General features: G+C 49.6%; 20 protein-coding genes. 9 read left to right on the forward strand and 11 right to left on the reverse strand.

Going from position 1 to position 19,419, the window contains the following annotated elements; all coding sequences use genetic code 11:
* Nucleotides 1-28 precede the first annotated feature (28 nt).
* From ACTF7Q_RS00285 to ACTF7Q_RS00295, 3 genes are read right to left on the reverse strand one after another with little or no spacing between them, the layout of a single operon-like run.
* Nucleotides 29-442 (reverse strand): SufE family protein, encoded by a 414-nt coding sequence (locus ACTF7Q_RS00285; protein ID WP_438995859.1) that lies wholly within the window; start codon nt 440-442, stop codon nt 29-31.
* Nucleotides 443-477: 35 nt separating this feature from the next.
* Nucleotides 478-2,649 (reverse strand): methylmalonyl-CoA mutase, encoded by a 2,172-nt coding sequence (gene scpA / locus ACTF7Q_RS00290; RefSeq protein ID WP_438995860.1) that lies wholly within the window; start codon nt 2,647-2,649, stop codon nt 478-480.
* Nucleotides 2,642-4,366 (reverse strand): methylmalonyl-CoA mutase family protein, encoded by a 1,725-nt coding sequence (locus ACTF7Q_RS00295; RefSeq protein ID WP_438995861.1) that lies wholly within the window; start codon nt 4,364-4,366, stop codon nt 2,642-2,644. Before ACTF7Q_RS00295 ends, scpA begins: the two co-directional genes overlap by 8 nt.
* A gap of 68 nt (nt 4,367-4,434) precedes the next feature.
* Here ACTF7Q_RS00295 and ACTF7Q_RS00300 point away from each other — a divergent pair, with 68 nt between their 5' ends.
* Entirely contained in the window at nt 4,435-5,940 is a 1,506-nt protein-coding gene (locus ACTF7Q_RS00300; RefSeq protein WP_438995862.1) for an ArnT family glycosyltransferase, read from the forward strand.
* A 22-nt stretch (nt 5,941-5,962) separates the two neighbouring features.
* Here ACTF7Q_RS00300 and mntR read toward each other — a convergent pair whose 3' ends face one another.
* Nucleotides 5,963-6,403 (reverse strand): manganese-binding transcriptional regulator MntR, encoded by a 441-nt coding sequence (gene mntR / locus ACTF7Q_RS00305; protein WP_438995863.1) that lies wholly within the window; start codon nt 6,401-6,403, stop codon nt 5,963-5,965.
* A 211-nt stretch (nt 6,404-6,614) separates the two neighbouring features.
* Between mntR and ACTF7Q_RS00310 the strand changes: the two genes are divergently transcribed.
* The 5 genes from ACTF7Q_RS00310 to ACTF7Q_RS00330 all read left to right on the forward strand — a co-directional run bounded on the left by ACTF7Q_RS00310 (nt 6,615) and on the right by ACTF7Q_RS00330 (nt 10,129).
* A complete protein-coding gene (locus ACTF7Q_RS00310) occupies nt 6,615-6,920 on the forward strand; it encodes a DUF1244 domain-containing protein (RefSeq protein ID WP_013046274.1) in 306 nt (101 codons plus the stop codon).
* Nucleotides 6,921-6,937: 17 nt separating this feature from the next.
* Complete coding sequence (locus ACTF7Q_RS00315) at nt 6,938-7,189, forward strand: DUF2312 domain-containing protein (protein WP_013046275.1); 252 nt, start codon at nt 6,938-6,940, stop codon at nt 7,187-7,189.
* Between the two features lie 20 nt (nt 7,190-7,209).
* Nucleotides 7,210-8,133 carry an orotidine-5'-phosphate decarboxylase gene (gene pyrF / locus ACTF7Q_RS00320; RefSeq protein WP_438995864.1) on the forward strand — a complete coding sequence of 308 codons (924 nt, stop codon included), beginning with the start codon at nt 7,210-7,212 and terminating at the stop codon, nt 8,131-8,133.
* A gap of 165 nt (nt 8,134-8,298) precedes the next feature.
* Nucleotides 8,299-8,844: a cold-shock protein gene (locus ACTF7Q_RS00325; RefSeq protein ID WP_438995865.1), complete on the forward strand. Its 546-nt coding sequence runs from the start codon at nt 8,299-8,301 to the stop codon at nt 8,842-8,844.
* Between the two features lie 58 nt (nt 8,845-8,902).
* A complete protein-coding gene (locus ACTF7Q_RS00330) occupies nt 8,903-10,129 on the forward strand; it encodes an MFS transporter (RefSeq protein ID WP_438995866.1) in 1,227 nt (408 codons plus the stop codon).
* Here the strand turns inward: ACTF7Q_RS00330 and trxB are convergent.
* Nucleotides 10,126-11,070 carry a thioredoxin-disulfide reductase gene (gene trxB, locus ACTF7Q_RS00335; RefSeq protein ID WP_438995867.1) on the reverse strand — a complete coding sequence of 315 codons (945 nt, stop codon included), beginning with the start codon at nt 11,068-11,070 and terminating at the stop codon, nt 10,126-10,128. The genes ACTF7Q_RS00330 and trxB overlap by 4 nt on opposite strands.
* Before the next feature lie 86 nt (nt 11,071-11,156).
* Here trxB and ACTF7Q_RS00340 point away from each other — a divergent pair, with 86 nt between their 5' ends.
* Nucleotides 11,157-12,047 (forward strand): M23 family metallopeptidase, encoded by an 891-nt coding sequence (locus ACTF7Q_RS00340; RefSeq protein ID WP_438995868.1) that lies wholly within the window; start codon nt 11,157-11,159, stop codon nt 12,045-12,047.
* Between the two features lie 9 nt (nt 12,048-12,056).
* Nucleotides 12,057-12,926: an SDR family oxidoreductase gene (locus ACTF7Q_RS00345; RefSeq protein ID WP_438995869.1), complete on the forward strand. Its 870-nt coding sequence runs from the start codon at nt 12,057-12,059 to the stop codon at nt 12,924-12,926.
* 5 nt (nt 12,927-12,931) lie between these two features.
* Here the strand turns inward: ACTF7Q_RS00345 and fba are convergent, their stop codons facing one another.
* From fba to ACTF7Q_RS00375, 6 genes are all read right to left on the reverse strand, one after another.
* The gene (fba, locus tag ACTF7Q_RS00350; RefSeq protein WP_438995870.1) at nt 12,932-13,993 is read right to left on the reverse strand and encodes a class II fructose-bisphosphate aldolase; all 1,062 of its coding nucleotides are present in this window, start codon (nt 13,991-13,993) and stop codon (nt 12,932-12,934) included.
* A 29-nt stretch (nt 13,994-14,022) separates the two neighbouring features.
* Nucleotides 14,023-14,976, reverse strand: coding sequence for a class 1 fructose-bisphosphatase (locus tag ACTF7Q_RS00355; RefSeq protein ID WP_438995871.1), 954 nt, complete (start codon nt 14,974-14,976; stop codon nt 14,023-14,025).
* A 75-nt stretch (nt 14,977-15,051) separates the two neighbouring features.
* Nucleotides 15,052-15,771 carry a Bax inhibitor-1/YccA family protein gene (locus ACTF7Q_RS00360; protein WP_438995872.1) on the reverse strand — a complete coding sequence of 240 codons (720 nt, stop codon included), beginning with the start codon at nt 15,769-15,771 and terminating at the stop codon, nt 15,052-15,054.
* Nucleotides 15,772-15,838: 67 nt separating this feature from the next.
* Nucleotides 15,839-16,972 carry a 23S rRNA (adenine(2503)-C(2))-methyltransferase RlmN gene (gene rlmN, locus ACTF7Q_RS00365; RefSeq protein WP_438995873.1) on the reverse strand — a complete coding sequence of 378 codons (1,134 nt, stop codon included), beginning with the start codon at nt 16,970-16,972 and terminating at the stop codon, nt 15,839-15,841.
* Nucleotides 16,969-17,508: an invasion associated locus B family protein gene (locus ACTF7Q_RS00370; protein WP_438995874.1), complete on the reverse strand. Its 540-nt coding sequence runs from the start codon at nt 17,506-17,508 to the stop codon at nt 16,969-16,971. Before ACTF7Q_RS00370 ends, rlmN begins: the two co-directional genes overlap by 4 nt.
* Before the next feature lie 274 nt (nt 17,509-17,782).
* Nucleotides 17,783-18,466: an arylesterase gene (locus ACTF7Q_RS00375; protein WP_438995875.1), complete on the reverse strand. Its 684-nt coding sequence runs from the start codon at nt 18,464-18,466 to the stop codon at nt 17,783-17,785.
* Nucleotides 18,467-18,686: 220 nt separating this feature from the next.
* On the opposite strand from ACTF7Q_RS00375, the gene ACTF7Q_RS00380 reads away from it, so the two are divergent.
* On the forward strand, nt 18,687-19,415 hold the full coding sequence (locus ACTF7Q_RS00380) for an ABC transporter ATP-binding protein (RefSeq protein ID WP_438995876.1): 729 nt from the start codon (nt 18,687-18,689) through the stop codon (nt 19,413-19,415).
* The last annotated feature ends 4 nt before the right edge of the window (nt 19,416-19,419 follow it).

Raw genomic sequence — 19,419 nt, forward strand, 5'->3', positions numbered from 1 at the left:
TCAACCCCATAGATCGATTAGGTGATGCTTAACGAGCCGCCGCTTTAATCGCCCCCAGCATACTGGCAAGACCATTTTTTCGTGTTGCCGATAGATGCGAGTCGAGCCCTATTGCGCTCAGGAAGTCAGCCTCTGTTTCACGAATTTCACGAGCATCCCGCCCAGAATAAACGCGAAGCAACAGCGCCACTAGCCCTTGCACAATTGCGGCGTCGGACTCTGCTAGGAAAATAATCTTGTCATCATCCTGCTGTTCACTGGCAAAATAGACAACTGACTGGCAGCCCCGAAGCCGATGATCATCATCACGATATTGCGGGGGAAAATCTGCTAACTTACGCCCCTGATCGATCAATAATTGATAGCGATCCTCCCAATCATCAAAGAATGAAAACTCCTCGATGATGGCCTGCGCTTCTTCTTTAGCTGTATTGACCGACATAACACTTAATCCATTTCATTTAGGGTCGCTATTACCTAGCTGATATTGCGCCGCCGTGCCAATAGATCAAGTAGGCGTGATGCCGCATCAACAGATTTTGTGCCTGGCAGAAACACTGCTGCCGCGCCAGCTTTGCGTAAAGCCGGAATATCACCTGGCGGTATCACACCACCTACGACCAGTTCGATATGCTGACCTTCACCTTTATCGAGGCGTTGCCGCAAAGCTGGCACCTGACTAAGATGACTTGCCGCCAATGTCGAAATACCAACCGCATCGACATCCATCGAAACCGCCATCTCATAGACTTCATCCGGATTTTGGAATAGCGGTCCGATCGTGACATCGAACCCTATATCAGAAAAGGCCGATGCAATGACTTTCTGTCCGCGATCATGCCCATCTTGACCAAGTTTAGCGATCAAAATACGGGGTGGACGGCCCGTTGCTGTTATAAAAGCCTCTATGCGCGCTGTTACAATCGACAGATCCTCGGCGCCAGTCATCTGTTGCCGCCAAACCCCCTTCACCGCTTTGATTTCAGCTTTATGACGACCAAATTCTGTCGCCAGCGCCGATGATATTTCTCCCACCGTTGCCCGGCATCGCGCCGCTTCGATGGCAAAGGGCATCAGATTATGAGATCCCGATGCAGCATTTTCCAACGCCGCTAATGCCGCCTTGACCTTGGCTTCATCGCGCGCATGCTTTAACCGTTTCAACTGGGCAATTTGCTGGGCACGGACATCGGCATTGTCAATACGGCGCACCTGCACCTCTTCATCAGCTGTATCTGTGTCGGCGGTTTCATTAACAGGCTGATATTTATTAACCCCAATGATCGTTTGTGTGCCCGAATCAATCTTGGCCTGGGTGATGGTGGCAACCTCTTCGATACGCAATTTTGGCAAGCCATCTTCTATCGCTTTGGCCATCCCACCCATGGCTTCAATCTCACTCATATGCTGGCGACATTTATCAGCCAGATCACGTGTCAGACGTTCAATCAGATAAGAACCACCAAATGGATCTATGACATGCGCCATATTGGCTTCATGTTGCAGATGAAGCTGGGTATTTCGGGCGATCCTGGCCGCGTAATCGGTGGGGAGTCCAAGCGCCTCGTCAAGTGAGTTAGTATGGAGCGATTGCGTTTGCCCTGCCACCGCCGCCGCCGCCTCGATACAGGTGCGTGGCACATTATTAAACACATCCTGCGCGGCCAGCGACCATCCCGATGTTTGACAATGCGTACGAAGCATCAAGGATTTAGGGTTTTTTGGCGCAAAATTCTGCTGCATGATTTCGGCCCATAACAGGCGTGCCGCTCGCAATTTTGCGATTTCCATATAAAAATTCATGCCTGTTGCAAAGAAAAAGGACAAACGCGGCACAAAAGCATCGACATCAAGTCCAGCCGCAACCCCAGCGCGAACATATTCCAGCCCGTCTGCAAGCGTATAGGCAAGCTCCAGATCAGCCGAAGCACCAGCTTCCTGCATATGATAGCCCGACACAGAAATGAAATTGAATTTCGGCATATGGTCAGCGCAATAGGCAAAAATGTCAGAAATGATCCGCATCGAGGGTGCTGGCGGGTAAATATAGGTATTACGCACCATAAACTCTTTCAGCACGTCATTCTGAATCGTGCCGGTCAAGGCTTCAGGCGGCACGCCCTGTTCTTCCGCCGCAACGACAAACAAGGCCAGAACAGGCAAAACGGCGCCATTCATCGTCATCGACACACTCATGCGGTCAAGCGGAATATCACGGAACAACACATTCATATCCAGAATAGAATCGATCGCAACGCCTGCCATGCCCACATCGTCAGCAACAAGCGGATTATCCGAGTCATATCCGCGATGCGTTGGCAAATCGAACGCGACCGAAAGCCCCATCTGGCCAGCAGCCAAATTCCGGCGATAAAAAGCGTTGGATTCTTCGGCTGTCGAAAATCCGGCATATTGGCGAATGGTCCAGGGCCGTATCGCATACATGGTGGGATAGATACCCCGCACATAAGGCGCAATGCCTGGCTGTTGCCCAGCTATATCAGCCATCGACATATCCTGCGGCATAGCCATCGACTCAATATCGATCGCTTCTACCGTATTATAGTGCCCACGATACGCGGATGTGGCACCGCGAAAAGACGCCGCATCAGCCAAGTTTATTTGGGTAAAATCAGGAAAATCACGCATTCGTCTGCTGTCCTAACAATAATTCAAGCGCATCAATCAGCGAGCTAGCACCCGTGATATCCGCCGCCGCAACAAACGTAGTATCCGGCATGAGCGCAGACATGTCAGCGCGCAGACCGGCAATAGCATCAAGCTTACTAGCTATATATATAACCACATCGGGTTTAGCCGCACGAATATCACGCGCTGTATCAGCCCCACAGACAAGTGTTATCACTGACAAACCGCCAATTGCACATAGCTGATCGCTGTCTGCCTTGAGGGACTGCAATGCCTGATCCATAGTCCCCGATGGCAACAGACATATGATACGAGGTTGCCGCGCTGAAGCTTTACGACGAAATTCTTCGATGATATGAGCAGGTCGCGCGATCAAAGACCCATCACCACCCCAGCCGCCAGCATCAATATCAGCGACCGGCGCCATGTCAGGTTGCAATGTCACACCCAAAATCATGGCATCGCCCATGACAAGCCTAGCGTTAGCTTTTGCCTGTCCTTCACTGGCTAAATCAGCAAACACATTATCCTTGTAACATGATGATGCGCCACCCTTGCTCTCCAGCATCTGAAATGCCGACCATGCCGCTTTTGCTAAATCATCGGCACGCGCTTCGATAAAACCAGAACCACCAGCTGGGTCAATCGCTTTTGCAATACCTGATTCCTCGATCATCAATAATTGCGTCATGCGAGCAAGACGACGGCCACGGGCAGTTTCGCCCGTCAGAATATCATGCGCAAACCCTGTCAGAGCATCAGCATTACCCAACGCTCCACCTAACAAGGCTGTTGTTGAGCGCAGCATATTCACATCCTGATCCAAAAGGCTGAACATCCGTAATGATGGCGCCGCATGCAAACGCAAACGATGCTGATCAGGGTCAAGACCAAGAGCTGAAACGATGCCTGCCCAGCCATGTCGAATTGCACGGCATTTGGCCAGGCCAGCATATAGATCGGCAGGCAAGGCGATGGTCACTTCGATCAGCGCGGCAATCGCCCTAGGGGCAATACCCGCCTCCATTGCACGCCGCATAATATCGGTAACTGATGATAGAATAATCGCCAATTCATTGACCGCCGTGACACCTTTATTATGCCAATGCCATCCATTAACCGCAAAAATTGATGTTGGTATTTGTGTGGCGGCGCGGTTAGCAAGCGCAAAGCCAGCCGCCAGTATGACATCTGAATCAGCATCTCCTTCTGCCATAAAGGGATCTAACCCGGCATGTAGATTGGCCTTGCTGATATCACCATCAATATATGCGATAAATCTATCCACCAGCTGATATGTGCTGGCACCGCTATCTAAATGCACTCCAACAGCGGGCAACATGATGCCATCAAACAGCCCGCCAAAGTCAATCTGCGCATCCCTATCCGCACGTAGCCAGAGCGATGTTGCGCCCTGTTCGACGTCATCAATTATACATTTGTTGATGGCTTTAACGTCACCATTTATGTGCAAGGGCTGGCGTATATCCCATCCAAAAGCCACACGCTGGACTGGGTCATGTGACAGACGCCGCACGCTTGTCGCCATATCGCCAGCAAGCTGGGTTGAACCGCTATCATAAAGGGCGTCAACAATCAGACCGTCTTCGTCATAACGTAGCAAGCTATCCGCCGCCGCGTTCCGAAGCATTTTTTCAACCGCATTAACCCAGTCATCACGAGAGGCTGGGGGAAAACAATTATCAACTGATGACATGATATGCCTTTGTCTCATATAGTTCTTAGCAAAGCTAACAGTCACGATTGGTCAAATCAAGGATGCCCATGACCCCGAGCCGTCATACCTCAAAAAGCGATTTACGGCACCCCCTTATAGCGCATGATGTGCGTATTGACCGCTGGATTATGGGTTTGCTTATTCTTGTGACCGCAATACGGAGCCTTGCTATCTTGATCAGCCCCTTGGAATTAGGTGTTGACGAAGCGCAATATTGGGCATGGAGCCAAACGCCAGATTTTGGATATTTCACCAAACCTCCCCTTATTGCATGGATCATAGGATTGTCGCATGCCCTGTTTGGACATGAAATCTGGGCCGTACGTCTGCCAGCACCATGGCTTCATCTTCTGACCGCGATCATATTATGGCGAACGGCAAGCTGGATAGCAGGGCCTAATGCGGGACGCTGGGCAGCCGTTATATGGATTGCCCTACCTATCATTTCGGTTGGTAGCTTTGTCATTTCAACCGATACACCGCTTTTGCTGGCACTGAGCGTGGCCTTGATGATGGTCATTGGTGTTCTGCATAATCGGTTTGACCCACTTCGCGGCATGTTTATCTGTGGCCTGGCTGTTGGTGTTGGGTTTCTGGCAAAATATGCGGCCATATATTTTCTGGCTGGCATACTTTTATGGGCGCTATGGAACCGGTTGTCAGGGACAAACAATAGTATCAGCTTACGGCATTTATTGCTTTTTGGCCTTGGCATGATCATCGCCGCCAGCCCGAATATAATATGGAATCTAACCAATGATTTCACCACAGTGCGGCATCTTGGTGATAATGCCAACATTGCCAAACAAAGTTTTGATCTAGCCAAAGTTGGCGGCTTTATGCTGGGTCAGTTTGGCGTTGCGGGCCCAGGCATCTTCATGCTTATGCTAGGTATTCTTCGCCCCCCTTTCAGCACCAGCCCAAAAAGACTGATGATATGCCTTAGCCTGCCAATATTGGGCTTAATGACCATTCAAGCCTTTATCAGCGATGCTAATGCAAACTGGGCGGTTGCCAGCTATCCCGCACTGACGATCTGGCTGGCTTGCTGGATCGCCCAGACAAATAGATGGCGCTGGGGGCTTTTGGCCAGCGGCATCAACGCGGCCATTGCGATTGTCATTATCAGCGCCAGCATGGCAGGCAGTCTTGGCGTTTTTACCCCCGCATCCGATCCGCTTCGCCGATTGCGCGGATGGGAAGCACTAGCCACCGATGTAAACGCCGCCTTGGAACAGCATGATGCCAAACTCATAGTCGCAGACAGACGTGCAACAGCGGCATTAATGGGATGGCATTTTTACGATAGTGATATCGATATTGCCGTATATGACAGGGATGGCATTCCCAGCAATCATTACGAACGCAACCACGCCTTTGGCAGTGCGGTGACTGGCACCCGTGCCATTATCGCTGTTGATGGGCGCACGCAGGCGCCGGACTTGCCACAGGTAAACTGGCACGCCAATCCTTCAATCTCCGAACATGAGATTTCAAAAAACCGGACCCGCAAGCTGTTTATATTTGCGGGCACGCAGACGACTTTGCCTTAGCCTCCCCACGCACCAGCCAGTCTTATAATTTGGTTTTGCTTTTGGTGATCTGTTCAAAGATCGCCAGTGTTTCGGGGCTGACATGATGCTCAACACCTTCAGCATCTTCTTCGGCGATCTCGGCAGACACGCCAATCGTTATTAGAAAATCACGGACAACGCGGTGCCTGTCTTGACTGCGCTGAGCCAAACTCTTTCCGGCCTCAGTCAGAAAAATAGACCGATAGGGTTTGCTTTCAACAAGGTCAGCACGTTGCAGACGTTGAATGATGGCATTTACTGTTGGGCTGGTAACACCAAAACGCGCGGCCAGATCAACTGTGCGCGCTTCACCTGTTTCCTTGATAAGCTCGGCAATCATTTCGACATAGTCTTCGGCCACCTCGCTTTGGTGCGCACGGCGGATGCGGTCAAATTTTGCCGCACTTGTTGCTACATCGCTTTGGTCGTCTTTATGTGTCATGGGAAACCATACCCTCCACGGCGGAAATTAAAACATTCCTGATAATTTAGCCACACCAAAATTTGTTGAGGTCTTTTATAATTTTTAAGAAAATATTATTCAGCCAACGAGCTTGCGCCGCTTTCTAGGCTTATATAGGATGGCGACATATATCTAATAGTCGCCTTCAGATCATGACTGTGCGTCTAACAAACCTCGATGAAAGACAGCTATGGATAAGGCCACCCAAACTGAATTAGAAGCGGCAGCATTTCGCCGCCTTGTCGCCCATTTGCAGGATCGAACCGATGTCCAGAATATCGATATGATGAATCTGGCTGGGTTCTGTCGGAACTGCATGTCGCGCTGGTATCGCGAAGCCGCCGAAGCTGATGGCATAACCCTTAGTGATCCTGAAGCCCGTAAATTAATTTATGGGATGGATTACGCCACATGGAAAGCCACCTACCAAACCGAGGCCAGTCCTGATCAACTGGCAAAAATGAAACAATCCCATGACCATGAAAAGAAGGACTGATCCATGTCAGCAAACCCATGTCTGTAATTCCCGGCACCGGTGCGGGCGCCGAACAGCTCACCCAGTTTATTGAGCGTATTGAACGTCTGGAAGAAGAAAAACGCGCCCTCATGGCGGATATCAAAGATGTCTATGCCGAAGCGAAAGCCACGGGATTTGAACCAAAAATCATGCGGCAGATTGTGCGTATGCGGGCTATGGATCGCGACCTACTTAGCGAGCAGGATGCGCTTCTTGACACCTATCGCGATGCACTTGGCTTGCGCTAGCGCATGGGGTGATCACTGCGATGGATAACTTTGGTGATCGCCTTGCCGAGGCAAACCGACAGACACAAACACCGCTGTGCATGGGCATTGATCCGCATGTAACGATGATACCTGCGCTATTTGGTAATGCCACCGCCGAAGCTGGAAGCGAAGAAGCTCTATCTGCCATTGCAAATTTCTGCGACGCCTGTGTAAAGGCGGCAACAGGCCGTGTCCCCGCCATCAAACCGCAAGCTGCCTTTTTTGAAATGCAGGGGCCAAAAGGCATGCAAATCCTGCAAGATCTTGGTCATGCGGCTATTGATGCTGGTCTGCTTGTCATCATGGATGCTAAGCGCGGCGATATAGGCAGCACATCAACCGCATATGCCAAAGCCTGGATCGGGCATGACGCCCTGTTTCCATCCGATGCACTGACCATCAATCCCTGGCTTGGTATCGATACACTTGAACCATTCATCAATCAGGCTGACGCTACCCATAGCGGCTTGTTCATCTTAAACCGGACAAGCAATCCGGGGGCAGGCGATCTTCAGGACCGCATGGTTGATGATAAGCCGCTTTATATGCATCTTGCCAATATGCTAGCGCCAATTGCCAGCGCCCGGATTGGCGCATCGGGTTGGTCATCAATCGGCATTGTCGCTGGGGCAACCTGGCCTGCCGAAGCAAACGCATTGCGGGCAACTTTGCCAACCGCGCCTTTTCTGGTTCCCGGTTTTGGGGCGCAAGGGGCTGGTGCCGAGAAAGCGCTAGCTGGTCTGGTGCGAAGCCAAGATCACTGGCAAGATCACTGGCACAATCACTGGCAAGGTGGTTTGATCAATAGCACACGCGGGCTGATATTCCCCGAATCGGCGCGCGACGCTACATCCATTAACGCATGGCACAACACCATTTTGGCTAAAATTGACGCCGATAAACATCTGCTGAACAGCATTTAACCAAAAAAGAAACGCTTTCTTTACCACGCTCACGGAAACGTGAACCAAACACCCCATAATTATCATTTATGATGCTTGTATAAGGTCATTAAAAAGCAACAAAATATACATATTGTTTTATGTGGTCATAGAGCAGATTAATGTTGAATATTGTGGGTGATACCTATGGCAAAAGATACTAAGTCGGTAAAGTCGTCAGACGTTGAAAATTCCGAAAATGGTGAAGATCTGGTTCCCAGCGCACCGTCCCGTGAAATAAAAGAAGGGGAACTGGTCTGGTACAATGAACGCAAAGGTTATGGGTTCGTAAAAATTGACGATACCGAAATCTTTCTGCACCGATCAACACTTGATCGATTTGGTTTGATACGGCTTTTGACTGGTGACCGGGTGAGCGTGTCGCTCACAGAAAACGAACATGGAAAAGTCATTCAGGATTTGCTGACGGTTGAACGGCCTGTCAGTCCGGCACCACCAATGGCATCAGCGCCAGGGGAAGATGAAGTCCGCGCTGTAGTCAAATTTTTCAATGATGTTCGTGGCTATGGTTTTGTCACTGCCGAGAATATTGACGATGATGTTTTCGTTCATTCCCGAGTGCTTAGTGATTGTGGTTTCCACTCACTTCTGCAAGGACAGAAGCTACTTGTGAAAGTTGATGATTCTGGTCGCGGCCCGCAGGTTCAGGCTGTTCGGTTGCTCAACGAATAAAACTCTGTTACTCCAGCAAAAGGCCAACGTAACTGGCTTTCAAGGCTGGAGACGTATGATGTTACTATTTTCTAAGCCCAGCGCATGGATTATAATCCTGCTCGCTGGATCGGCGATGGTTTCTGCAACGCTTGGCATTCGCCAAGTCTTTGGTCTTTTTGTCCTGCCTGTCTCGAACGAACTTGGCACTGGCTTGCAGTTTTTCTCGCTTGCCATTGCTTGCCAGAATATTGTGTGGGGCATATCATCACCATTCTTTGGCGCTGTTGCGGATAGATATGGTTCGTGGCGTGTGGCGGCATGTGGCGCCTTGCTCTATGCCATCGGCCTGCTATCAATGGCCTTATATGTGACTGAAGCGGGTGTGCTTATTGGCCAAATTTTCATTGGTATGGGATTGGGTAGTGCTGGTATTTCAATTGCTGTTGGTGCGGTTGCCCGCGCCGCGCCGCCCGAAAAAAGGTCATTAGCGCTTGGCCTCGTTACCAGCTTTGGCTCCTTTGGCCAATTTGCGCTTGTCCCCTTCACCCAGGAATTGATGTCAAACTATGGATGGCAAACAGCGCTTATTATTTTATCTGTGATCATGGCTTCTATGGTTGCCATGTCACTGGGCTTGCGTGGCGATGGCCAGTCAGACCAGAACAAAGCCAGCGTTTCAGATATTGCCCATTTGACGGCCGCCAGTGCATTACGAAGCGCGGTTTCAAGTCGTGATTATATCCTGTTGACCACTGGTTTTTTTGTATGCGGTCTTCAGTTGGTTTTTATAACAACGCATTTGCCAACCTACCTTGCTGATGCTGACATTGGTCTTGATGTAGCTGGTTGGGCGCTGGCGCTGATAGGTTTATTCAACATAATAGGCGCCTTCATATGCGGCTGGCTTGGCGATATAACGTCCAAGAAAAACGTGCTGGCTAGCGTGTATTTATTGCGCGGCCTTGCCATAGCTGTCTTTATCTTGACGCCTGTCACGCCAGTTTCGGTATTGCTCTTTGGCGCGGCCATGGGGCTTTTATGGCTAGGCACAATACCCCTGACCAGTGGCCTGATCGTGGTTTTCTTTGGCCCCAAATATGTCAGCATGCTCTATGGCGTTGTATTTCTCTCGCACCAGATCGGCTCATTTGTCGGCGCGTGGGTTGGTGGCCTCTGGTATGATGCCTATGGTAATTACGAAGCCATGTGGTGGCTGAATGTCGGCTTTGGTGTCTTTGCTTTTGTTATAAACTGGTTGATACGTGAACCAAGCTCCAAAACACCTGCTTTCGCCGCTGGCTAGCTTTGTTCGCCAAGCCAGCGTTCCGCATCAAGCGCGGCCATACATCCCATACCTGCCGCGGTTACGGCTTGCCGGTAAATTTTATCGACACAGTCCCCAGCGGCAAAGATACCATCTACAGATGTCCTCGTGCCGCCCTTTTCCGCAATGATATAGCCTTCATCATCAAGCTCGACCGCCTCTTTAAAAGCGGCGGTTGCTGGATCATGTCCGATAGCAACAAACATACCATGGACAGATATTTCTTTATCGGCCTCACCTGTTGTTGAGGTCAAACGGACACCCGTTACGCCACCATCATCTCCCAGAACTTCGGTAACTTCACGATTCCATTCAACGCTGATATTGTCCTTTTTCAACAGGCGTTCCTGCATGATCTGTTCAGCGCGCAAACTATCGCGGCGATGCACCAGCGTGACCTTATTACATATATTTGCCAGATACAGCGCTTCCTCAACTGCCGTATTACCACCGCCAATAACAGCAACATCACGTCCTTTATAAAAGAATCCATCACAGGTGGCACAGGCTGATACGCCGCGGCCATTAAAGGTTTGTTCGGAGGCAATGCCCAGCCAGCGTGCCTGCGCGCCTGTTGCCAAAATCACGACATCGGCGGTCATTGATGCGCCTGAATCCAAACTGATATGAAACGGACGTGTGCTGGCATCGATATTCGTTACAAGATCATAGATCACCCGTGTCCCTACATTTTCGGCCTGCGCTTGCATTTCGGTCATCAACCATGGTCCCTGAATAACATCAGCGAATCCCGGATAGTTTTCTACATCAGTGGTAATTGTCATCTGCCCACCGGGCTGTAATCCAGCGATAATCACAGGCGAAAGATTGGCGCGCGCCGTATATATACCAGCACTAAGACCCGCAGCACCAGCGCCGATAATAACAACATGTTCATGGGTAGGTGATGATGCAGACATATAACTTCTCTCTTCGATAGAAAATAAGGATAATAGATTAGCCCTGACGGGGTGTTATTTTCGATTTTACATGCTAGCCTTGCTCAATGATTTATCCAAGATCAATTCGTAATAGTTATCGTATTCTGGCTCTGTTTTTTGCTCTTATTATATCAGCAACAAGCGCTACCAGCTTGCACGCGCAATCGACCAACCCCTTTTTCGTAATTAATGGCGCTGATGTCATTTCAGGTTATCCGCTTGAGGGGCATTTAATCATTGCACGAGCTGCGCCAAATCATAAAGTGACATTTGACGGCACGCCTATCACCGTCGCCGATGATGGCTTGTTTGTGATTGGTTTTCACCGTGACTCTGATGATGATGCCACACTCAGCATAACGGATGGTAATGGTTCAATCGCAACCACAATCCTATCACCCGCCCAGCGTGACTATAATATCCAGCGCATTGACGGGTTGAAAAAATCAATGGTGACACCACCACAAAAGGTGCTTGACCGGATCAAGGCTGACTCCCAAAAAGTGCGCAAAGCGCGCGATATGCCAGCCCCAATAGGGGATTTCTGGCGCGGTCTTGACTGGCCGGTTCTGGGGCGTATCTCAGGGGTTTATGGCAGTCAGCGTATTTTAAACGGCAAGCCCCGGGCACCGCATTATGGCATTGATATCGCTGCACCATTGGGCACACCTGTTCATGCCCCTGCCAGTGGCACAGTTACACTTGCCTATGATCTTTATTTTTCCGGCCTGACGGTGATTTTGAACCATGGGCTTGGCGTTAATTCAACCTTTTTGCATCTAGATGAAATGGCTGTAAGCGTTGGTGATAAAGTTGAACGTGGAGGGTTGATAGGCACGCTTGGCTCGACAGGTCGTTCAACTGGCCCTCATTTGGATTGGCGAATTGACTGGCAAGGGCGCCGGATTGATGCGGCACTAATCGCAGGCCCAATGCCAGATTTGCCTGAGTCATAGGTCACAAAGATGCAACCAAAGCCTGTCATTTTCATTTTTGGTCTTGGTTATGTCGGGACGCGGCTTGGGCATATGCTAGCGGAACAGGGCTGGCATATAAAAGGCACTACCCGTGATCCTGCCAAATTATCAAGGCAAGCGGCCGCTGGCTGGGATATTTTCCCTTTCAGCACCGACGAACCCCTAGCTGATCCCGAAGCCACACTTAAAGATGTTGATGCTGTTCTGACAACCATCACCGCGATTGGTGGCACAGATCCAGTTCTGGATGCGCATGGCGATGTGCTGGCGGATTTCAATGGCTGGAGCGGCTATGTCTCGGCTACCTCGGTTTATCCTGATCAACCTGATGATTTCTGTTTTGAAGATACTCCGCCAGCCCCTGCCACCGAACGAGGCAAGGCACGCGTAATTGCCGAGCAACGCTGGCAGGAATTATTAAATAGCGAAATATTCCGGGTTGCTGGTATTTATGGTCCTGGGCGCAGCCCCTTTGACGGGCTTCGCAATGGCACCGCCCGTATTATCACCCGCGAAGGGCAGGTATTTAACCGCATCCATCTTGACGATATTTGCCGGATCATTATCGCGGCCATCAAGCAACCACGTCCAAGACGGATTATCAATCTGGCTGATCACAAGCCTGCGCCCCAAGGTGATGTCGTGCGATACGCCGCCAAGCTTATCAACCTTGCACCGCCAGAACCGCAAACCCTCGAGCAGGCGAAACTTAGCCCGATGGCGCGCAGCTTTTATGTCTCACGTCGCAAGGTTGGATCGCGCGTCATCAAACCAGAACTTGATATTGATTTATTATATCCTGACTATGAAAGCGGCTTACGCGCCATTTTGAATGCCGAACAGGAAGACGATACCTAGGCTATCTAGCCGATCACCGGATCAAGGCTATTATCTGCATATCGACGTGCCATGGCCGCTAATGACATAGGCTGAATGCGCGTTGCATTTCCTGCCGTACCAAACCGTTCAAAGCGATCAACACACAAGGCCTGCATCGCCTCCATTGCTGGTTTCAGCACTTTGCGCGGATCAAATTCAGACCGGTTTTCGGTTGTTACCTTACGCATCGCGCCAAGCATCGCCAACCGGCAATCCGTGTCGATATTGATCTTACGCACACCATGTTTGATGCCCCGCTCGATTTCAGCTATTGGCACACCCCATGTTTGTGGCATTTCACCGCCATGGGCATTGAAAATATCCTGTAAATCTTGCGGCACACTTGAAGAGCCATGCATCACCAAATGAACATTGGGAAGCCGTCGGTTGATTTCCTCAACCACATTCATCGCCAGAATGTCACCATCAGGTTGGCGGGTGAATTTATAGGCACCATGGCTTGTGCCCATTGCAATGGCCAGCGCATCCACCTTTGTCTGCGCCACAAAATCCACCGCCTGATCGGGATCTGTCAACAACTGGTCTTCAGATAATTTGCCAGTCGCACCATGCCCATCTTCTTGTTCACCTTCACCTGTCTCAAGCGAACCAAGCACGCCAAGCTCACCTTCGACCGACGCACCCGCATAATGTGCCATTTCGGTAACTCTACGGGTGATATCCATATTATAGTCATAGCTAGCTGGCGTCTTGGCATCAGCTTCTAACGAGCCATCCATCATCACCGAGGTAAAGCCATATTGGATAGCGGTCATACAGGTCGCTTCATTATTACCATGGTCTTGATGCATACAGACCGGAATATGCGGGTACATCTCTGCAAGCGCCTTGACCATCGCCTGTAACATGATATCGCCAGCATAGGCTCGTGCACCCCGACTTGCCTGAATAATCACAGGGGCATCAACCTTATCAGCCGCCTGCAGAATCGCCAGACCCTGTTCCATATTATTAATGTTGAAAGCTGGAACGCCGTAGCCATATTCGGCCGCGTCATCAAGTAGCTGTCGTAGCGAAATCAACATTTCATAATCTCTCCAGTTGGGTAATCTATTTATGAATGATAACCAATTATAACGTCAACTTCATTCATTGATCCAAAGATAAAAGCAACACGTTCATGTAAATCTTGGGGCTGTATGTCTAAAATAGACTCCGTGCCGTTGGTCGCCTTACCACCTGCCTGCTCAACCAGCATGGCCACCGGATTAGCTTCATAAACCAGCCGCAATCGCCCTTGAGAATAGCCATCGCGGCGATCAGCTGGATACAGAAACACCCCGCCACGACGGAAAATCCGCCAAGCATCCGCGACAAGCGATCCAACCCAACGCATATTATAATTTCGTTTTAGCTCACCATCACGGCCATCAAGACAAGCATCGATATAGGCTTTTACTGGCGCATACCAATGTCGCTGGTTCGAGGCGTTTATGCCAAATTCCTGAGTATCTGCGGGCAAAGCCACCTGCCAACCCATATCGCAAAAACAGCCATCGTCATCCATCTGAAATGCCAGCACACCATCACCCAGCGTTAATAATAAGGTTGTCTGCGGCCCATATACAAAAAATCCAGCAGCAAGCTGGTCGCGCCCGCATTGTAAGGGTCCCCCTACGGCAAGCATGATCGAAAAAATTGTGCCGATCGAAACATTTGTGTCAATATTTGATGAGCCATCAAGCGGGTCACTGGCAACAATCAGTGTGCCGTCAGCATGAAGCGGAATGGGCGTATCTTGTTCTTCGGACAGATAGATAGCCACCCCAGCGGCGTGCAACTGTGCCGTAATAACGTCATCAGCTAGTACATCAAGTGCTTTTTGATCATCACCATCAGCATTTGCACTGCCTTTGATGGCGCCAAGATTAGTAGCGCTATCAGGTGTCCGGATTAGCTTTGAAATCGACGCCGCCGCAAGTGCCAAACCATTTACCGCGCGCGCGACGTCCGCATCTATATCTGATTGTGCAGCATGCTGTTTTAAAACCGCATCAAGATTCTGCATCAACCTCTCCATTCAATAAAATACGCCCGACACCTGTTGGGGCCGGGCGCAAGATGTTTCACTTTACCATCAGGCCTATTCGCGATTTCCAAACAGACGCAAGATAAACAAGAACATATTGATAAAATCAAGATACAGCATCAAAGCACCAAAGATCGATTTCTTATTTGCCTCTTCACTACTGTCCCCGGCCATATACATAGCCTTAATGCGCTGTGTATCCCACGCGGTTAAGCCAGCAAAGATCAACACACCACCTACTGAAATCACGAATTCCAGCTGGCTTGATGCCATGAATATATTCACCACAGATGCGATGATCAGGCCAAACAGGCCAATGACCATAAATGAACCCATTGCAGACAGGCTACGCTTTGTTGAATATCCATACAGGCTGAGACCCGCAAAGGCACCGGCTGTAATGAAAAATGCCCGTGCCACGCTAGCGCCTGTATAGACAAACAGAATTGACGCAAGCGAAAGCCCCATCAAGGCACCATAAATATAGAACATATTCCGCGCCTTGGTTGCCGACATCGCATTCATGCGCGCTGAAAGCCAGAACACCATGCCCAATGGAGCCAACATCACAACCCATTTTAAGGGTGTGCCATAAACCAGTTGGCCAACAGCAGGTACGGTCATAACCGCCCATTTCATGGCAAAGGCGAAAAAGCCAGTCAGCAATAATGCCGTGGTCATGTGATTATACACGCCCAGCATATAGCTTCGAAGCCCTGTATCGATTTGCGCGGATTGTGCCGCGGCTGTATTCATAAATCTGTTGTCTTGCATTTTGTTACCTCCAAAATGGTAAGAATGTATTTAGAAGATAGTCATCTGGCCGGCTATTATCAAGATATTAAGCCGATGCAGTTTCAGTTGTTTTTGCTTTCTTTTGGCGAGGAACCCGCTGGGATGCCGATTTTAATTGCCCACATGCCGCAAGAATGTCACGGCCACGAGGTGTTCGCACTGGCGATGCATAGCCTGCCTTTAAAACACGCTTGGCAAAGGCATCTATGCGATCCCCTTTAGAACAGACATATGGGCTGCCTGGCCACGGGTTAAAGGGTATTAAATTCAGCTTCGAAGGTATGCCTTTTATAAGCGCTAAAAGCTGCCGACAATCCTCATCACTGTCATTAACGCCATCAAGCATGACATATTCCCATGTGATCCGGCGTGCATTCGAAAGCCCCGGATAATTTCGACATGCGTCGATCAAGGCGGCAAGCTTGTATTTGCGGTTGATTGGCACCAGCTCGTCGCGTAATTCGTCACGTGTTGCGTGAAGCGAGATAGCCAAATTTACGCCCAGCTCTTCGCCTGCCCGTTTGATTTCAGGCACCACACCCGATGTCGATAATGTGATCCGGCGCTTTGATATCGCGACACCCTCACCACTCATGATGATGCGCATCGCCTCGGCAACATTTTCATAATTGAAAAGCGGTTCACCCATACCCATCAAGACAATATTCGTCAGCTTGCGGCCATCTCGCCCAGCTGGCCAGTCGGCCAACTCATCCATTGCCAGCATGACTTGGCCACAAATTTCATCCACAGTCAGATTACGCACCAGCTTCTGGGTGCCTGTATGACAAAAGCTACATGTCAAAGTACAGCCAACCTGTGATGAAATACATAAAGTACCGCGTGTCTTATCCGGAATATAAACCGCCTCGGCTTCGTTACCATCAGGAAACCGTAACAGCCATTTAATCGTGCCATCTTTTGAATTCAGACGTTGCGATACGGCAGGACGGTCGGCCTTATACATAGTCGCCAACTGTTCGCGCACGGGCTTGCCAAGATCAGACATTTCGTCAAAATTTGTTAAACCATGTCGCCAAACCCAGCGCCAAATCTGCTTGGCACGAAACTTCGGCAAGCCAGCGGCGACAATTTGCGCCTCAAGCACAACCTGTGAAAGCCCAAGCAAATTTATGCGTTGGTCGGCGTCAGAAACAGGTGGCACGGTCTGGTCGGTCACTTGCAGGTCTTATCTATAACTGATTTGGTTTTGGTAAATCCGGACAATGAATAAGTGTCTGTGGTGACTGTTCCACGGCTGGATGTGCCAATGATCGACATTGTGGCACCACGTTTCATCGCCGTGATCATCGCATCGTCATCTTCTTCGCTTTCGGCATAAGCGCGATCTTCAATTGTGAATAAGGTAAATTTGCGCTTATCAATTTTGACTGTCACATCCGATTGTTTTTTGTAGTTGTAACCAGCGATGACCTGAACCACATTACGCTCTGCTTTGCCAGGTCCATGCGAAACAAAAATACGCGTTTCGCCACGATTGTCAGGGTCATATTTACCAACGCTTTTTTTAGGTGCGCTACTTATGAAGCAAACACGAACACCATTATCATTATAACGATAGGCACCCCAATCTTTTGAAACCAGCATTTCAATCGGCTCTGATGCTGCCATTGATGGCGTGACAGCGGTCAAAAATATACCAAGAAACGGTATCAGCCACAGCATCTTAAAAAATTGATTAGTCCCTTTATTCATCTTTTCCGATATCCCCATATCCTTGATTATTGAGCGGTCAGGAATCCACCTGAATTGCCCACCAGAATTAATAGCTCAATTGAACAAATCAATTATGGCAAAATTAGTGTCCTTAACAGGCAACCACACCTATAAATATATTGTCTTACGTGTGTTTTACGGCAGGTAGCAGAGCGATGCAAAGATTTTCAGAACCAAACCAGCAAAAAGCCACAACAAAAGCTTTTGCTCTTAAAATGACATGACAGATTATTGTGCCTTACGCAGTAATGACTCAGGGTGTTTTAGCTAGCAACGCCCGCACAAATGGCATGATACGCTTGGTTATCTCACTGATACCGGCTTCATTTGGGTGCATGCCGTCACTCAGATTTAAATCTGGCACCATCGCCACACCATCAAGAAAGAACGGATAAAAAACCACATCCCCACGTGCCGCAAGACGCGTATAGACCTGATCGAAATCATCAACATAATCAGTGCCAAAATTGCGTGGTGCCTGCATCCCCGCCAGAAGCACAGCCATATTCTCGGCCTTAAAGCGATTTATGATCGCCTCCAAATTGCGATAGGTGGCATCAGGATCAAGTCCACGAAGCAAATCATTGCCCCCAAGCACAATGATCGCCGCATCTGGATTACCATCCAATGACCAGTCAATCCGTGCTAATCCGCCTGCTGTTGTATCGCCAGATACGCCTGCATTGATCACTGATACCGCAACGCCATCCTGCAAAAGTGCCTGCTGCAACATCTCGGGAAACGCCTTGCCTTGTGGCAATCCATGCCCTGCCACTAGCGAGTCTCCAAGCACCAGAATCCGCACCGGCATATCATCCGCTAATGCCGGTTGTTTCAAGCCAACACCAAAGCCAGTCACAAATACAAATAGAAGCACCAATACCGACTGGTAAAAAAAGTGCACATAGCGATTGATAAAGCCCAAATTCAGCACCATATCTTTATTCAGATTTCAACATCATAGGCTATTACGCCTATCAGACAATAAGCTAGTTACATTGAAATGGGGGTTCACAGCATCATTGTCCATAGCATCGCTTAACTGCAATCTGATGCAGGATCAATAAATGACATTAAAAATACTTCAAAGCCCTATCATACACCAACACGAGTACAATCCATCAACGCCCATTTGACCAGAACATCAAGGACGCTATATGACCAATCTTCAGGATAATTCAGCTAGCATCACGCCCACACCCGTGATTGATCTACGTAATGCCCAGCTTAGCTTTGGTGAAAAAGCCAAACGGGTCGATGTGTTAAAAGGCATCAATCTGTGCATTGATGCAGGGGAAACAGTTGGTGTATTGGGGGCAAGTGGCGCTGGTAAAACCAGCCTTTTGATGGTCATGGCTGGGCTGGAAAATGTCACCGGCGGCACCATCGCATTAGCCGATTATGACATTACAAATATGCCTGAAGATGCCTTGGCCGCATTGCGCCGTGACAAAGTCGGCATTGTTTTTCAAGCATTCCGCCTGATCGCGTCTATGACAGCCTTGCAGAATGTTTCGATTCCGCTTGAACTAGCTGGCGACAGCGATGCAACAGCTCGCGCTAGCGCAGCGCTGGAGTCAGTCGGCCTTGGCCACCGGCTTCATCACTTACCTGATCAGATGTCAGGAGGCGAACAGCAGCGCGTCGCGATTGCCCGGGCAATCGCCCCCAATCCCCGCATCCTGCTGGCTGACGAACCGACCGGAAATCTTGACAGCACAACAGGCGAAAAAGTTATCAAAACGCTGTTTGAAAGTGCGGCTAATGCTGGTGCTGCCTTGATACTCGTGACACATGATGCTGGCCTCGCAGCACGTTGTAGCCGCATCATCCAAATTGAAGATGGCAAGCTTGCTACCGACAGCAAACAGAAAGCTACAGGCTAACGTC

Origin of the sequence: Puniceispirillum sp. (SeqCode), from assembly GCF_965657105.1 — a bacterium.
Taxonomy (GTDB): domain Bacteria; phylum Pseudomonadota; class Alphaproteobacteria; order Puniceispirillales; family Puniceispirillaceae; genus Puniceispirillum.

Coding starts and splice junctions, on each gene's coding strand:
- pyrF (WP_438995864.1), top strand. CDS start 7,210: ATGGATAACTTTGGTGATCGCCTTGCCGAGGCAAACCGACAGACACAA.
- mntR (WP_438995863.1), bottom strand. CDS start 6,403: ATGACACATAAAGACGACCAAAGCGATGTAGCAACAAGTGCGGCAAAA.
- ACTF7Q_RS00295 (WP_438995861.1), bottom strand. CDS start 4,366: ATGTCATCAGTTGATAATTGTTTTCCCCCAGCCTCTCGTGATGACTGG.
- ACTF7Q_RS00380 (WP_438995876.1), top strand. CDS start 18,687: ATGACCAATCTTCAGGATAATTCAGCTAGCATCACGCCCACACCCGTG.
- ACTF7Q_RS00345 (WP_438995869.1), top strand. CDS start 12,057: ATGCAACCAAAGCCTGTCATTTTCATTTTTGGTCTTGGTTATGTCGGG.
- ACTF7Q_RS00310 (WP_013046274.1), top strand. CDS start 6,615: ATGGATAAGGCCACCCAAACTGAATTAGAAGCGGCAGCATTTCGCCGC.
- ACTF7Q_RS00340 (WP_438995868.1), top strand. CDS start 11,157: ATGATTTATCCAAGATCAATTCGTAATAGTTATCGTATTCTGGCTCTG.
- ACTF7Q_RS00285 (WP_438995859.1), bottom strand. CDS start 442: ATGTCGGTCAATACAGCTAAAGAAGAAGCGCAGGCCATCATCGAGGAG.
- ACTF7Q_RS00360 (WP_438995872.1), bottom strand. CDS start 15,771: ATGCAAGACAACAGATTTATGAATACAGCCGCGGCACAATCCGCGCAA.
- scpA (WP_438995860.1), bottom strand. CDS start 2,649: ATGCGTGATTTTCCTGATTTTACCCAAATAAACTTGGCTGATGCGGCG.
- ACTF7Q_RS00370 (WP_438995874.1), bottom strand. CDS start 17,508: ATGAATAAAGGGACTAATCAATTTTTTAAGATGCTGTGGCTGATACCG.
- ACTF7Q_RS00355 (WP_438995871.1), bottom strand. CDS start 14,976: ATGCAGAATCTTGATGCGGTTTTAAAACAGCATGCTGCACAATCAGAT.
- ACTF7Q_RS00375 (WP_438995875.1), bottom strand. CDS start 18,466: ATGGTGCTGAATTTGGGCTTTATCAATCGCTATGTGCACTTTTTTTAC.
- ACTF7Q_RS00315 (WP_013046275.1), top strand. CDS start 6,938: ATGTCTGTAATTCCCGGCACCGGTGCGGGCGCCGAACAGCTCACCCAG.
- ACTF7Q_RS00325 (WP_438995865.1), top strand. CDS start 8,299: ATGGCAAAAGATACTAAGTCGGTAAAGTCGTCAGACGTTGAAAATTCC.
- fba (WP_438995870.1), bottom strand. CDS start 13,993: ATGTTGATTTCGCTACGACAGCTACTTGATGACGCGGCCGAATATGGC.
- ACTF7Q_RS00300 (WP_438995862.1), top strand. CDS start 4,435: ATGACCCCGAGCCGTCATACCTCAAAAAGCGATTTACGGCACCCCCTT.
- trxB (WP_438995867.1), bottom strand. CDS start 11,070: ATGTCTGCATCATCACCTACCCATGAACATGTTGTTATTATCGGCGCT.
- ACTF7Q_RS00330 (WP_438995866.1), top strand. CDS start 8,903: ATGTTACTATTTTCTAAGCCCAGCGCATGGATTATAATCCTGCTCGCT.